The organism is Flavobacterium sp. J49 (assembly GCF_011742145.1).
Taxonomy (GTDB): domain Bacteria; phylum Bacteroidota; class Bacteroidia; order Flavobacteriales; family Flavobacteriaceae; genus Flavobacterium.
On the sequence record NZ_JAAQQU010000105.1, the window covers coordinates 52,036 to 67,002 of the forward strand.

12 protein-coding genes are annotated in these 14,967 nt (G+C 38.3%); 9 read left to right on the plus strand and 3 right to left on the minus strand.

Annotated elements, in window-relative coordinates:
- Position 1 precedes the first annotated feature (1 nt).
- Positions 2–1,609, minus strand: coding sequence for a class I SAM-dependent methyltransferase (locus tag HA632_RS11010; RefSeq protein WP_176307251.1), 1,608 nt, complete (start codon positions 1,607–1,609; stop codon positions 2–4).
- A gap of 94 nt (positions 1,610–1,703) precedes the next feature.
- Between HA632_RS11010 and HA632_RS11015 the strand changes: the two genes are divergently transcribed.
- The 4 genes from HA632_RS11015 to HA632_RS11030 all read left to right on the plus strand — a co-directional run bounded on the left by HA632_RS11015 (position 1,704) and on the right by HA632_RS11030 (position 4,323).
- On the plus strand, positions 1,704–2,810 hold the full coding sequence (locus HA632_RS11015; protein WP_176307252.1) for a GyrI-like domain-containing protein: 1,107 nt from the start codon (positions 1,704–1,706) through the stop codon (positions 2,808–2,810).
- Positions 2,811–2,871: 61 nt separating this feature from the next.
- Positions 2,872–3,414: an RNA polymerase sigma factor gene (locus HA632_RS11020; protein ID WP_176307253.1), complete on the plus strand. Its 543-nt coding sequence runs from the start codon at positions 2,872–2,874 to the stop codon at positions 3,412–3,414.
- Positions 3,415–3,444: 30 nt separating this feature from the next.
- On the plus strand, positions 3,445–3,858 hold the full coding sequence (locus tag HA632_RS11025; protein WP_176307254.1) for a hypothetical protein: 414 nt from the start codon (positions 3,445–3,447) through the stop codon (positions 3,856–3,858).
- A 3-nt stretch (positions 3,859–3,861) separates the two neighbouring features.
- Positions 3,862–4,323 (plus strand): sensor of ECF-type sigma factor, encoded by a 462-nt coding sequence (locus HA632_RS11030; protein ID WP_176307255.1) that lies wholly within the window; start codon positions 3,862–3,864, stop codon positions 4,321–4,323.
- A 26-nt stretch (positions 4,324–4,349) separates the two neighbouring features.
- Here the strand turns inward: HA632_RS11030 and HA632_RS11035 are convergent, their stop codons facing one another.
- Positions 4,350–5,393, minus strand: coding sequence for an oxidoreductase (locus HA632_RS11035; RefSeq protein ID WP_176307256.1), 1,044 nt, complete (start codon positions 5,391–5,393; stop codon positions 4,350–4,352).
- A gap of 135 nt (positions 5,394–5,528) precedes the next feature.
- Between HA632_RS11035 and HA632_RS11040 the strand changes: the two genes are divergently transcribed.
- Positions 5,529–6,812: a hypothetical protein gene (locus HA632_RS11040; protein WP_176307257.1), complete on the plus strand. Its 1,284-nt coding sequence runs from the start codon at positions 5,529–5,531 to the stop codon at positions 6,810–6,812.
- A 130-nt stretch (positions 6,813–6,942) separates the two neighbouring features.
- The gene (locus HA632_RS11045) at positions 6,943–8,931 is read left to right on the plus strand and encodes a KUP/HAK/KT family potassium transporter (protein ID WP_176307258.1); all 1,989 of its coding nucleotides are present in this window, start codon (positions 6,943–6,945) and stop codon (positions 8,929–8,931) included.
- Here HA632_RS11045 and HA632_RS11050 read toward each other — a convergent pair.
- Positions 8,921–10,090, minus strand: a complete 1,170-nt coding sequence (locus HA632_RS11050) for a T9SS type A sorting domain-containing protein (protein WP_176307259.1) — start codon at positions 10,088–10,090, stop codon at positions 8,921–8,923. The two genes, HA632_RS11045 and HA632_RS11050, sit on opposite strands and share 11 nt — an antisense overlap.
- 120 nt (positions 10,091–10,210) lie before the next feature.
- On the opposite strand from HA632_RS11050, the gene HA632_RS11055 reads away from it, so the two are divergent.
- The 3 genes from HA632_RS11055 (at position 10,211) to HA632_RS11065 (ending at position 14,942) form a co-directional block, all read left to right on the plus strand.
- Positions 10,211–11,431: an RsmB/NOP family class I SAM-dependent RNA methyltransferase gene (locus HA632_RS11055; protein ID WP_176307260.1), complete on the plus strand. Its 1,221-nt coding sequence runs from the start codon at positions 10,211–10,213 to the stop codon at positions 11,429–11,431.
- A 5-nt stretch (positions 11,432–11,436) separates the two neighbouring features.
- Complete coding sequence (locus HA632_RS11060; RefSeq protein WP_176307261.1) at positions 11,437–12,516, plus strand: endonuclease; 1,080 nt, start codon at positions 11,437–11,439, stop codon at positions 12,514–12,516.
- Positions 12,517–12,698: 182 nt separating this feature from the next.
- Entirely contained in the window at positions 12,699–14,942 is a 2,244-nt protein-coding gene (locus HA632_RS11065; RefSeq protein WP_176307262.1) for a DUF349 domain-containing protein, read from the plus strand.
- Positions 14,943–14,967 lie beyond the last annotated feature (25 nt).

The following is a 14,967-nucleotide window of genomic DNA, read 5'->3' on the forward strand; positions in this document are numbered from 1 at the left end:
TCTATTTCCCTTTAAAAAGATTGACACTCACCGTCGCCAAATCTGAATTTGGGAATCGGGTGAAGACTTTGTCATCTGAAAACAAACCGGCTTCCGCGGCTATTTTGTGTAAAACGTCAATCTCTACTATGTATTGGTCTGAAAATCCGTGTGTAGCATCATAAGCGGTTGCGGCTGTTCTGCCTATATTATTTGCGGTTAATTCCGGTGCTACAGTATGCAACTCGATTAAAAGCAAACCAAATTTTTCCACAAACGGCGACCATTTTAATAAGTGTTCCAATAAATTGTCTTCAACTTCATTATTACTGATTCTTCTGCCACGATGTGCAAATGCTCCTGTTGAAGAACTGACGCGGTTTGGCGTTTTGGTTTTTGGTTCTTCCCAAATGCGGTTGTGGTCAAGAAAAGTTCTCACATTCAGTAACTCTTTTAAATCGATGCTGTAATCTTCTTTTAAAGTATCGGCCAATAATTGCGGTCTTCCGATGTCACCCCAAATCACTTTCGCCCAAATATCGGCTTTGATTAAATTGGCGCGGGTGACTTTCAACGCGGCTTCGTTATAATCAACCCCTACCAAAAACAGCGGATATTCGTCGAGCATTTTGCCACGTTTGGTTTGGCGCTCAATTACATCAAAAATATGTTCCAAAAAAGCGCCGTTACCGCAACCCATATCCAAGATTCCCTTGGGTTGTTCAGCAATCGGTCGGTTGAATAATTCTATTATAATCTCGTCTACGATTTTAAAATATTCGGCATGCGCGCCGCCACTACCCCAAACATTCATTTCACGATCAACATGCAACTCGGTTTCGTGTTCGCCAATATTGCGGAGAATTGAAGCATTGCCAAAAAGCAGTTCGTCCATTTTGCGAAGCGTTGGAATATAAGAAACCGTTACACCGTAAGCCGCAGCTCTTTTGGCATAAAACAAACCCGTTTCCGTGAATTGATAGTTATCGCCTTTTTTGGTAAACCAATTTAAATGAGCCAGAAAATCCAAAATCTCTTTAAAACATTCCGGCTTTTTGTGGAACTCTTCCGGACGAAAGGAAGTTTCCATAAAATACTTATGAAACATGCCCGTCATGCCCAGCATTACAATGGTTGGACCCACCAAATTGCCTTCGATATGATACAAAACCTGTTCTTGAAGAGAACGCACTTTTGCATCATCCGATAATTTTAGACCAAAATTAGTCTTGTATTTTTGGAACAATTCATTGAGCATTTCAAAGGGCTCAACTTCAAATTTACGCGGGTGAAAATGCTCTGTAAATTGAAGTAATTCAAAAACGCCTTCATAAAGCGGAACCAAAGCAAATGCTTCAGCACTTTTATCATTGATGCTAAAAGTAACTTCATCCTTAACGTTATCTACCTTTTGGTTCAACCATCCTTGTGAAGCTAAAACCCGAAGAGCGACATTGAGATAACCTGCATTGGCTTTAAACTTTTCGGTCAACTCTAAAAGCGATACGGTTTGCGCTTGCAGGATAAATTTCAAAACCCCTTTTTTATGCAGAGAATAAGCAACCGGAACAGTTGTAATACCGTCTAAATGCCTGAATAAAATCCCTCGAAGTTCGCTTTTGGTTTTCATAGATAGTGATTTGATTACAAACAAATATACTCAATTGGGAAATATCAAAAGTTAAATGTTTTATCTTAACTTTGTGTCACCTAAAAATCGACCGATGAGAATTCTGAAATACATATTCCTACTGATATTATTAGCTTTTATAGGCGTTACTGTTTATGTAGCTACTCAAAAAGGCGATTTTGAAGTCTCTAAAAGCACCGTAATTCACAGTCCGAAAGGCATTGTTTTTGATTTTGTGAATGACTATAAAAACTGGGAAACCTTTGGCGCGTGGATGACCAAAAATCACGGTATTACCTTTAATTATCCGGCTAAAACCATGGGCTCAGGTGCCAATTTTTCTTGGCAAAAAGACGGAGATGAAGGGTTTATCAAAACGTATTACGCCAAAGAAAATGACAGTTTAGTTCAAAAAGGTAACCTAAACGGAACAACCGCTACTTTCCATTGGAAATTTAAAGACACAATTGGCGGCACCAAGATTACGATTCACTGCAAAGGAAAAATGGATTTGTTGACCAAAATCAATACGTTTTTCAATGGCGGGATGTCCGGATTAGTATCGGATGTCTTTGAAAAGAGTCTGAGAAACCTCGACAAGACTTTAGACTATGAAATGAAAACGTATTCGATTAAAGTCAATGGCATTACCCAACGTAATTCTGGTTTTTGCTTGAAACAAACGGTTTCATGTAAGATTAAAAATCTGTCTAAAAACATCAAAATTATGATGCCTCGTATGGTTCATTTCTTTAAAAAGAACCAATTGACCATGGCGGGAAAACCTTTTGTACAATACGAGCGCTATGATGTGGCCAATGATTTTGTGACGTTTTCCGTTTGTGTACCAACGACCAAACAAATATTTGTGGCCTCGGGTAGCGATGTGATTTCGGGTGAAATTGTACCTTTTACTTGTTTGAAAACAACTTTGACCGGAGACTATTCCCATACACAAGAAGCTTGGACAAAAGCCAGAAAATATATAACCGATAACGGTTTCAAAGAAAACTTCGCCGGAAAATATACCGAAGTTTACATCAAAACCATAGATGACATCAAACAACCGTCTAAATGGGTGACTGAAATTCACATACCGGTATTTCCAAAAGCACCGGTAGTTGCCCCAACCTTTGTTTTGCCAACAGCGCAGACAACTGAACCTGCTGTAACGAATAGTACTCCGACTGAAACGCCATAATTTTTTTTGAATGGGATTAAACCTTTTCTTTTATCTTTATTCCAACAGTTAAATTATCGCTTTGCAAGAAGAAAAGGATTTTATTCGGGAATTATTAGATCCGAAAACGCACAATATGGCGTTTCAAAAGCTCTTGCGGGATTACCAAAGACCTTTATACCATCACATACGCAACATTGTTTTAAACCATGATGATGCTGACGATGTGTTGCAAAATACTTTTGTGAAAGTCTTTCAGCATCTGAAAAATTTCAAAGGCGACAGTAAATTATTTTCCTGGATGTACCGAATTGCAACTAATGAAGCCATTACGTTCATCAATCAAAAAGCCAAGCGCAATGGAACAACCAGCGAAGCAATGCAAACCAAAATAGTGGAAAACTTAAAAGCCGATGATTATTTTGACGGTAATGAAATTCAGATAAAATTGCAAAAAGCCATTACCTTGTTACCCGAAAAACAACAATTGGTTTTTAAAATGAAATATTACGAAGAAATTAAATACGAAGAGATGTCGGAGATTTTAGGTACTTCGGTTGGTGCATTGAAAGCGTCCTACCATCACGCCGTTAAAAAAATTGAAGATTTTATGAATACCAATTAAACCTTATAAACTTATTTTTGTCAAAGCTTTATGAAATCATTTAAACTAGATAACGAACCCAAAATCACTTCAGGATTTACAATGCCTGATGATTACTTTGATTCGTTTACAGACAAGGTGTTAGCCCGAATTCCGAAAGAAGAACCGAAAGTAATTTCATTTTTCAGCCGAAGAAAAACTTGGTATTATGTCGCTGCTGCCGTAATTGTGATGCTGTTGTTTGTTCCGATTTACAATAATTTCACCACTCAGTCGAATGAAGTTGATGCCGTTGCCTTAGAAGATTATGTTACCAATCAAGCTACTATTTCTGATGAAGAAATTGCTAACTTATTAGACCAAGAAGATTTAGAGAAAATGAAGTTAGAATTAAATCTGGGAGAGGAAGCAATGGAAGACATCTTAATAAACAACAACGATTTAGAACAATATATTATAGACTAAGATATGAGAACCCATAAAATACTACTTGCAATCATTTTACTGTTTTCGATTAACACTTTTGGCCAAGGCGGTCGTTTAATGAGAGAAAAGAAAGAGCAAATTAAGGCTATGAAAGTAGCTTACATCACCAATGAATTATCATTGACACCCGATGAAGCCGCTAAATTTTGGCCATTATACAATGCTTTTGATGACAAGCAGCAAGAAATCAGAAAGCAAAAACTCAAAGGCTATCTGGACCGCATTGATGATGAATCTTTTGACAACTTATCTGAAAAAGAAGCTTCAACTATTTTAAGCCAAATGGAAAGCACCGAAGATGAATTGTACCAGGCCAAGAAAAAGTTTATCGCCAGTTTGAAAGGCATAATTCCTTCTACCAAAATCCTAAAACTCAAAAAAGCGGAAGAAGGTTTCAACCGAAAACTACTGCAACAATACCGTGATAAAAAACTCGGAAGATAAAAAGATAAGAGAGCCAATTGGCTCTCTTATCTTTTGAATTCTATTTTAATAATCTTATTCTTTCCCGCAGCAAAAGCTGTATCACTGTCCAAAAATCGTATGGTGTATAAAGTTGGATCAGATAAAAATTGTTGCCAAGTATGACCGCCATCCGATGAATATTGTAAACCGCTTGCTCCTACTGAAACTATACCTTTGCCTTTAGATTTTGGTACAAATTGCACACAGGAAGCATAACCAAAACCGGTGTTTTCGCCTATCAATCTCCATGTTTTACCACCATCGTTTGTAATAGCTTTGTTTTGGAAATTTTGAGTTGGTTTTTCATAATCGCCTCCTGCAATAAATCCGATGTTTTTATTATAGAAATCGGCTGTGAAAATTCCGGTCATTGATTCGCCTTGCACTATTGGTGTTTCATACACTTGCCAAGATTTACCTTTATCATCTGAGTGAAAAACCCTTGACTTCTTGCCTCCGGAAACTATCCAAACGCTATTTCCTTTAAGAACTATATTGGTGTTGCTGGCTGCAAATGCGGCTTCACCATCAACCACTTTGGGAAGATTATCACAAGAAATTTTTGCCCAATGATTGCCTCCGTCACGCGTTATAATCACGGAAAGGCAATCGGCTGTAGGATCACCAATGGCAATACCTTCTTTTTCATTCCAAAACTGCATGCTATCGTAGAATACTTTTTCGTGATTTTCTTGGTAAACCAAAGTCTTATCGGCTAAATCATTAGAAAACTTGTACAATCTGACCGGATTCCCTATTGATAAAGCAAAGAAATTTTTACCGTTATTGGCCAAACTCCTGTATTCGTATGGTATGGTATCGGTAACTATCGCTTGATTAATGTTATTGTTTTGTTTCGAAAGGCGAATAAAGCCTACCTTACTTTTATCTCCGGCGAAATAGATTTTATCGGCTACTATCGAAATCGCTCTAATACTGATTTTATCCTTCAAAACAGTGTCTATTTCAACCGAATGAAAAGTTTGCGCTTTTGTATTAGTCACCAAAACAAAAAAAAATATTGTGGAAAGGAATAGTTGATTTTTCATTGCAAATACAGGGATTTGAAGCGAATATACAAATTTTGATTCAGTTAAGATTTAGTTAAAACCATTAAAAAAAATCCTATGGCATAGTAATTGGATGTTCGCTATCAAAACTATTCCATCTTAAAATATTATATTATGAAAGCTAAAGTTATAACATTGTCGGTGCTGTCGTTGTTGAGCATCTCTACCCTTTTTGCCCAAGACAGGACTACGGTTTCAGCCTACAACTCTGAAATCAGTGATAACCTTGATTTAAGAGCCGTGGCTTCAATTTTTGGTGATTCCAGAGATTTAGCCGATTTTGAAAGAAGGTTAAATGACCCGAAAATTCAAATCTCCAATTTGGATCTAAACGAAGACAATCAAGTAGATTATTTGCGTGTAATTGAAACTGTGGAAGGCAATGCCCACTTAATTGTTATCCAATCAGTACTTGGGCGCGATACCTATCAAGATGTGGCTACCGTTGAAGTAGAGCGAGATAGAAACAATCGAGTTCAGGTTCAAGTTGTAGGTGATGTTTATATGTATGGTCCTAATTATATCTACGAACCTGTTTATACCTATACACCAGTAATATATACTACATTTTGGGTAGGTAATTACAGACCGTATTATTCTTCATGGTATTGGGGATATTATCCAAGTTATTACTACGCTTGGTCCCCTTGTCCAATTTTCAGATACAGAAGTCATATTGGTATAACCATCAATTTCAATCACCATTACAACTACGTAAACTACAGAAGATGTGGCGTCGCATACAATAGTTATTACAGAGCTGGTCGAAGAGGAAATGCATATGAAGTTCGTTATCCGAATCGTTCCTTCCAAGTTAGAAATACCGGTTATGCCAACCGTCACGAGTTAGACAGAAACAGAAATATCAGAACAGTCGGTACCAGAGAATTCACTAACAATAGTCCAAGAAATAACAATACCACAGGCATTTCTCCCAGAGTAAATCCATATACCAGAGCTGAATCGCCAAGGAGCGCTAATACCCAAGCCTCTTCACCCAGAACTAATGGCAATCCGAGAAGCGAATCACCGAGAACCGTTGTTGCAAATGGCAATCCAATAAGCGAATCACCTAGATCGGTCAGAAATGAACAAGTTTCTCCAAGAGTAAACTCCAATCAAGGTTATGAATCACCCAGAAGTACAGCACCAAGAGGCAATACCCAAAGTTATGAAACACCATCCAGAGGTTATGCCAATCAAGGGAATCAATCTCCTCGCGCTGAATCACCGAGAGCAAATGCCCCAAGAGAAATGTCAAGTCCGAGAGGCAACTCCGGTGGACAAAGAGAAGTCGCAAGCCCTAGAGGAAATGGCGGAGGACAAAGAGAAATGTCGAGCCAAAGAGGTGGGTCACAAAGAAATGAAAGTGGCTCAAGAGGAAACAGAAGAAGTTAATTTGTACATATAGTTTTGTTGTTGGAAAAGGACATCGCTTAGGCGATGTCTTTTGTTTTTAAAAATAATTGACCGTTAGAGAATGAGATATGGCAAAAAGATATAAATTTGCTCTCTTTAACATTTTATTATGAGCTCTCACAGCCATCAAAATTTACATTCAAGACTCTCAGCAGCAGGATTACTTTTAACATTAGGAATCATCTATGGAGACATTGGTACTTCGCCTTTGTATGTAATGAAATCCATTATAGATGAAAATAGAATAAGCCCCGATTTAGTTCTCGGCGGTTTGTCTTGTATCCTTTGGACCTTAACCATGCAAACCACATTAAAGTACGTAATCATCACACTAAATGCTGATAATCACGGGGAAGGCGGTATTTTCTCCTTGTATTCATTGGTCAAAAGAACCAAAATACAATGGCTTATCGTTCCGGCCATCATCGGTGGAAGTTTGCTCTTAGCCGAAGGAATCATCACACCTCCTATTTCCGTTTCCTCAGCTGTCGAAGGTTTACTCATCTTTAAACCGGATATTCCAACCATTCCGATTGTAATTGCAATTTTGTTTGTATTGTTTACCATACAACAATTCGGGGCCAAAATTGTAACCAAGTTTTTCTCTCCTGTAATGCTCGTTTGGTTCACCATGTTAGGCGTTTTAGGAATTATACAAATTACCCAAAACTTTGAAGTCTTAAAAGCTGTTAATCCTTATTATGCATATAAGTTATTGACTTCGGATGCCTCAGGTCATGGTTTCTTTATATTAGGTGCTGTCTTTCTTTGTACTACCGGAGCAGAATCATTGTATTCGGATATGGGACATTGCGGAAGAAGAAATATCCGTGTGAGTTGGATTTTTGTAAAAACTACTTTGGTGCTGAATTACTTCGGACAAGGGGCTTATTTGTTACAACACAACGGTAGCACTTTATCCCAGTTAAACGACCACAATCCGAATCCGTTTTATCTAATTATGGCCGAATGGTTCCAACCTATTGGAATTGTAGTAGCAACCTTAGCCGCAATCATTGCATCACAAGCGTTAATCAGCGGTTCATTTACTCTGATTAATGAAGCCATGAGATTAAATTTCTGGCCAAAAGTAAAAATCAATTATCCAACTGATGTTAAAGGACAATTGTATATTCCGTCTATCAACTGGTTGTTATTCATTGGTTGTGTAGGTATCATTTTATACTTCAAAGAATCCAAATACATGGAACACGCCTATGGGCTTTCCATTATTTTAGGAATGATGATGACTACGACTTTATTGAACTTCTATTTGATTATGAAAAGGGTCAAATGGTATTTTATTGGCGCGATTATTACCGCTTACGGTGTTATTGAAATGAGCTTCTTGATTGCCAATGTGACTAAATTCATGGAAGGTGGTTATGTCACCTTAGCCATCGCCATCTTCTTAATTGGGATCATGTCGACTTGGTTTTTGGCCAAAAAAATCAGCAAAAGTTATACTAAAATTGTCAAAATCAACGACTACAAAAAAGTACTGGCAGAACTAAGCGTTGACTTATCGATTCCAAAATATGCTACGCACTTAGTATACATGACCAACTCCAATCGAAGCGATGAAATTGAAGAAAAAGTAATGTACTCTATTCTTCAAAAAAGACCTAAACGCGCCGATTTATATTGGTTTATCCACGTCAATATCTTGAGCGAACCTTATAAAAAAGAGTACCGCGTTACCGAAATTATCAAAGACGATATCTATCGCATCGATTTTTACCTTGGCTTTAGAGAACCAACTAAAATCAATCTGATGTTCAAACAAGTAATCAAAGACATGGTTGAACGTGGCGAAGTAGATATTACCAGCCGATACGAATCTTTGAGCAAAAACCACATCATTGGTGACTTCAAATTCGTGCTGTCTGAAAAATTCTTATCCAATGATAGTGACTTGACTTTCTTTGAAAAAATTGTGATGAACACTTATTTCACCATGAAAAAAATGAGTTTATCAGAAGAAAAAGGCTTTGGTTTAGACAGTAGTTCGGTGAAAATTGAGCAATTCCCACTGGTAATCCACGCACCCGAAAAAATCGAAATGCGCAGAATTGACGGCGATCGGACTATTTTATAATTTTACCGTTACCAATAACCTTCCCGGCATGGACAATTGAATAAAAGTAAGTGCCTTGTGCTAAGTCGGAGGTTTCAATTGAAGTTAATCCTGTAAATGATTTGTCCGAAATTATTTTGGCATTACTGTCGTATATTTTTATATGATAAATCATCCCAGGCATTCCGGTAATATTCACAAAATCACTCGCAGGATTGGGGTAAACCTTGATAACATTATCAGTTAGGGTAACTGCTACACTCAACCCATTACATTGCAAACAATTTTTTTGATAGGTAATCGTGTTATCTGTAGTGATTTGATTGTCAAACAAATTACCCTGACTGCAATTTCCTTTTAACTGATAGTCCAACCAAAGCAAAAGATAAGAATTGATAATGGTTTGCTGAACCGCTCTGCTAATGGTGGGTTGTGGCGAACAAGAACTTTCCCCTACATTACATAAAAAATTATTATTGGCCATTTGACAATGACTTCCACCAACAATACTGAGTAACGTTTTGCAAGTGCTTGACAATGCATTATACATAGGAATTTGATGCGCATTAGGCGGTGTAACACAATCATTGGCACCGGAGAAAATCAAAGCCGGAATACCAATAGAAGCTGCAGCGTTTACAGCAGAAGGATTGGTTTCTGCAGGCGCAAAATTGACTATAGTTTTAATGGTACTGCTGAGTTGGGCCGCCAAAAAAGAAGCGCCACCACCCATACTGTGACCCATCACCGCATTCATGGTACTGATTCTGTTGTAAAAAACAGAGGTCGCATTATTATTCAAAACCGTCATTTGCTCTAAAACAAAAGCCAAATCTTTTCCAAAATCTAAATGAGAAGGAGAAATAGTGCCTTCGGTTTTGGGGAACATCATGATATAACCATTGGGCACCAAAGCATTCCAAAAATTTTGATAAGCATCCCAAGTCATCACAAAGCCATGACCAAAACTCAACACCGGAAAAGTTCCACTAGTAGCCGTCATCACCACATTATCACCGGCGACATCCGAGGGATAATAAATTTCCGTAGCAATCACACGATTGTTTCTGGTAGGATCGGTAAAGTTAATCGTGGTATGGCCAATTTGAAACGGTTGAGCCCAACCGATTGGAGTAATACCTATAAGAAAAAGAGCAACAAACAACTTAACAGGTTTCATTTTGAGAGAATTAATCAAATCAAATATAGGGAATTCTGATTCCAAACTGTTTTTAGCTTGTTAATTTTAAGCTTGGATAACAAAAAAGGAATATCTTTGCACGCTTATTTTTTTTACAACATGCGATTACATCGAAATTTAGTTTACACCACCATTGATTCCTTAAACGCTATTTTCAACGAAGGCGAATATGCCGATAAAGTGGTAGCTCGTGCCTTAAAAAAAGACAAACGTTGGGGAAGCTCTGACCGTAAATTTGTGGCCGAAACCATCTACGAAATCGTCCGTTGGAAAAGACTTTATATGGAAATTGCCGGCGTAAAAGAACCTTTCGACCGTGACCAATTATGGCGATTATTTGCCGTTTGGGCTGTGTTGCGCGGTTATCCGATTCCCGATTGGAGACAACTCGAAGGCACACCGGAACGCAAAATCAAAGGCCGATTTGATGAATTGTCCAAAATCAGAAAGATGCGGGAGTCTATTCCGGATTGGATGGATGAATTGGGTGTAAAAGAATTAGGCGAAGAGGTTTGGACCAAAGAAATTGCGGCGCAAAACAAACAAGCACAAGTAATTCTTCGAGTAAATACTTTAAAAACGACCAAAGAAAAACTTCGCGCCATTTTAATGGATTTAAACATCGAAACCGAGTTTTTAAAAGACCAACCCGATGCTTTAGTGCTTAAAGAAAGAGCTAATGTATTTTTAACCGATGCCTTCAAAGAAGGTTTGTTTGAAGTACAAGACGCCTCTTCTCAGTTAGTCGCTGCTTTCCTCGACGTTCAACCCGGAATGAGAGTGGTAGATACTTGTGCCGGTGCCGGTGGTAAAACATTACACATGGCTTCGCTAATGCAAAACAAAGGGCAATTGATTGCCATGGATTTGTATGAAAGCAAACTCAAACAATTAAAATTAAGAGCCAAAAGAAACGGCGCTTTCAATATAGAATACCGCATTATCGACTCGACCAAAGTCATCAAAAAGCTCCACGAAAAAGCCGATAGAGTCTTAATCGATGCACCCTGCAGCGGATTGGGTGTTTTAAAAAGAAATCCGGATGCCAAGTGGAAACTCCAACCGGAATTCATTGACAACATCAAAAAAGTACAAGCCGAAGTTTTAGAAAATTACTCTAAAATCGTAAAGCCCGGCGGCAAATTGGTTTACGCCACTTGCTCGGTCTTACCTTCTGAAAATCAGGAACAAGTTAAGCATTTCTTGACTACCGAAATCGGGAAATCATTTACCTTTGTAAAAGATACCAAAATTTTAGCCCAAGACACCGGATTCGATGGTTTCTACATGGCCTTATTAGAACGAAAAAAAGAAGCATAAACCCTATGAAAAAAATCTTTACCCTTTTATTATTAAGCAGTGTTTTTTTGGGGTTTGCCCAAATACCGGCAGGATATTACAATACCGCAACAGGAACCGGGTACACTTTAAAAACACAACTTTTCAATATCATTAACGATCACAACGATAGAGGTTATGCAGGTTTATACGTTACCTATACTACGTCTGACATCGATATTTACTACGAAAACAACGGTTCGATGCTCGATATGTATACCGAAAATCCAACCGGATCCGAATGTGAATTTATTTATGGTGGCGGTTTACAAGACGACGGAACTTTAGGGAATAACGAATGTGAAAGATACAACCGAGAGCACATCATTCCGCAATCGGTATTTGGTTCTGCTACGCCTATGTATTCCGATGCGCATTTTGTTGTGCCGTCTGATAAATATGTCAATGCACAAAGAGGTGATTTGCCTTTTAGTAAAGTGAATGTTGCCAACAACACTTACTCTAATGGCGGCAAAAGAGGCTCTAATTTAAACTCAGGCTACTCTTCCGGATACAACGGAACCGTGTTTGAACCCATAAATGAATTTAAAGGCGATATTGCCCGAATGATTCTTTATTTTGCCACAAGATACGAAGATCAGGTTGCCGGATGGACTTATACCATGTTCAACGGCACCAGCACTCAAGTGTTTACGAATCAATCATTAAACGTGTTGCTGACATGGAACGCGCAAGATCCGGTGAGTCAGAGAGAAATTGACCGCAACAATGCAATTTATGCTCGTCAAAACAACCGAAATCCATTCATTGACAACAACAATTACGTAACGCAAATTTGGGGTTTACCATTAGCAACTAACACTTTTGAAGATTTAAATGCCGTTACGATATACCCAAATCCAACAACTGATATCCTCAATATTGAGTCTTCGATTGTATTGGATAAAATTGAAATTATCACCATCAACGGTCAGGTATTACAGCAAATCAAAAACCCGACTTTGGACAATAACACCTACTCCATCAGTAATTTGCCAAAAGGATTTTACTTTTTAAAAATAGCATCGGGTTCGGATTCAGTAACCAAAAAAGTATTGGTTAACTAAGTTTAAACTGAAATATTTAAAAGAAACGCTGTTGAATTTCAACGGCGTTTTTTTATTAGACTCTTTATTAATTTATTAAAATCCGTACAAAAAAGTACAGAAAACGTTGATTTCCTTTGAACTTTAACGCTTCTTTACTATCTTTCGCCCTCAAATGTGTAACCCTTAAAACATTTATACAAATGTTAGAAGAAAAGAATGATAACCTGCAAGATGCAGATGGAAATGTAGTAAACGAGTCATTGGAAGTGACCACTACTGAAAATCAGGAAACTATAGCCGAAGATGCAAGTCAGGAGTTGGAAGCTGGAAGTACTGCTGTTGAAGCAACTACCGAAGAAGTCTCCGAAGTGACAGAAGTTGTTGAAGTAGCTGAAGTAGCTGTGGAAGAAACGACAGAAGTCGTTTCAGAACCGGAAGCTGTGGCTGAAGAACCAACTGTAGAAGTAGCGGTTTTAACCGAAGCGCTTACTGAAGACGAATTGGAAGTAGCGGCTGAAAAAGAAGCTCTAGTGGAAGAAACCGTTGAAGTGGCCGAAACTGTGGCTGAAGAAGCTCCGCAAACCGAAGTAGAATTGACTGCCGAAGAAGTAGCCGATGATACACCTGTTTTGGAAACCAAAGGTGATGCTGTAATGGATGCCATTCAGGAAGTGAATGCTGAAGAAGGTGAAGATGAATCTTTAAAAGAGCGTCACGATATCCCGATGTTGGATTACGAAACTTTATCCATGGAGCAATTGGTGGACGAGTTGGGTGATTTAGTCGTGGTAGAAAAAGTGATGTCGGTTAAAGACCATGTGGAAGAATTGAAAAAAGCATTCTTGTCAAAATACCACCACTTTATTGAGGAGAAAAAAGACGAATTCCACGCCGAAAATCCGGATACTACAGAAGATTTCCATTATCATTTTCCGCTTAAAATAAAATTCGACCAATTATATACCCAATATAGAGAGAAGAAAAACACGCACTTCAAAAGCTTGCAAAACAGTCTGAAAACCAATTTAGACAACCGTTTGGCTATCGTTGAAGAGTTAAAACAATTAATCAATTCTCAAGATAGTATTTCGTCTGCGTTAAAGCAATTCAACGAAATCAGAGAGCGTTGGAAAACGGCTGGTCCGATTCCGAAAGACAAATACAACCACGTTTGGAACAATTACCACTTCCACGTTGAAAACTTCTATGACTTTTTACACTTAGACAGAGAAGCCCGTGATTTGGATTTCAAACACAACTTAGAACAAAAACAAAAAATCATTGCGCGTGTAGAAGAATTGGTTCACGAGGAAGACATCAACAAGGCTTTCCGTGAATTGCAAGACTTACACCGCATTTGGAAAGAAGATATCGGTCCGGTTTCCCGCGACCAACGTGAGGAAATTTGGAACCGATTCAGCGAATTGACCAAACAAATGCACGACAAACGCGAAAGTCTATATGAAAAACTTCGCGAAGGAGAAACGGCCAATTTAGAAAAGAAAAAAGACATCATCGCTCAGATTGAAGTCTTGGCCCAAGAAAAAGTGAACTCTCATTCGGCTTGGTTAGGCCAAATTGAAAAAGTGGAAGCGTTGAGAAATCAGTTCTTCGCCGCCGGAAAAGTGCCTTCTGAAGTGAATGAAGAAACTTGGACCGCCTTTAAAAATGCCGTGAGAAGTTTCAACGTGTTGAAAAACTCATTCTACAAAGACATCAAAAAAGACCAAAACGATAACCTTTCCAAAAAACAAGCGTTGGTGGCCAAAGCCAATGAGTTAAAAGAGAGCACCGATTTTGCAGCCACTACGCCATTAATGAAACAAATTCAGGAAGAGTGGAAAACCATTGGTCACGTACCGAGAAAATTCTCCGACAAACTTTGGGCCGAATTCAGAGCCGCTTGTAACGAGTATTTCGAGAAACTGAAAGAGCAAAAATCAGAAGTGAATGTAGAAGAAGTAGAAGCCTTTGAAAAGAAAAAAGCCTACTTAGAAACTTTGAGAGCTTTTGAATTAATTGGCGACCACAAAACCGACTTAGACGCCATCAAAGCCCACATCGAAACTTGGAAAAGTTTTGGTAAAGTGCCATTTGCCCGTCGTCATATTGAAGGGAAGTTCAATAAAATATTGGATGCATTATTCGAAAAACTAAGCTTGAGCAAAAAAGAAAACGAGATGACGCGTTATGCCAATCGCTTGGATAACTTAGCCGGTAGCGATACCCGCAAACTCGACAACGAGAAAGTATTCTTGATGCGTAAGATTGACGAAGTACAAGGGGAAATTTTCCAATTGGAAAACAACATCCAATTCTTTGCCAATGCCAAAGCGGATAACCCGATGGTGAAAGAAGTGAAGAAAAACATAGACTTCAAAAAAGAAGAGTTGGCCACGCTGAAAGAAAAGCTGAAACAACTGAGAAATTTGAAAACAGAATAACAAAAAAGCCTCGAATTATCGAGGC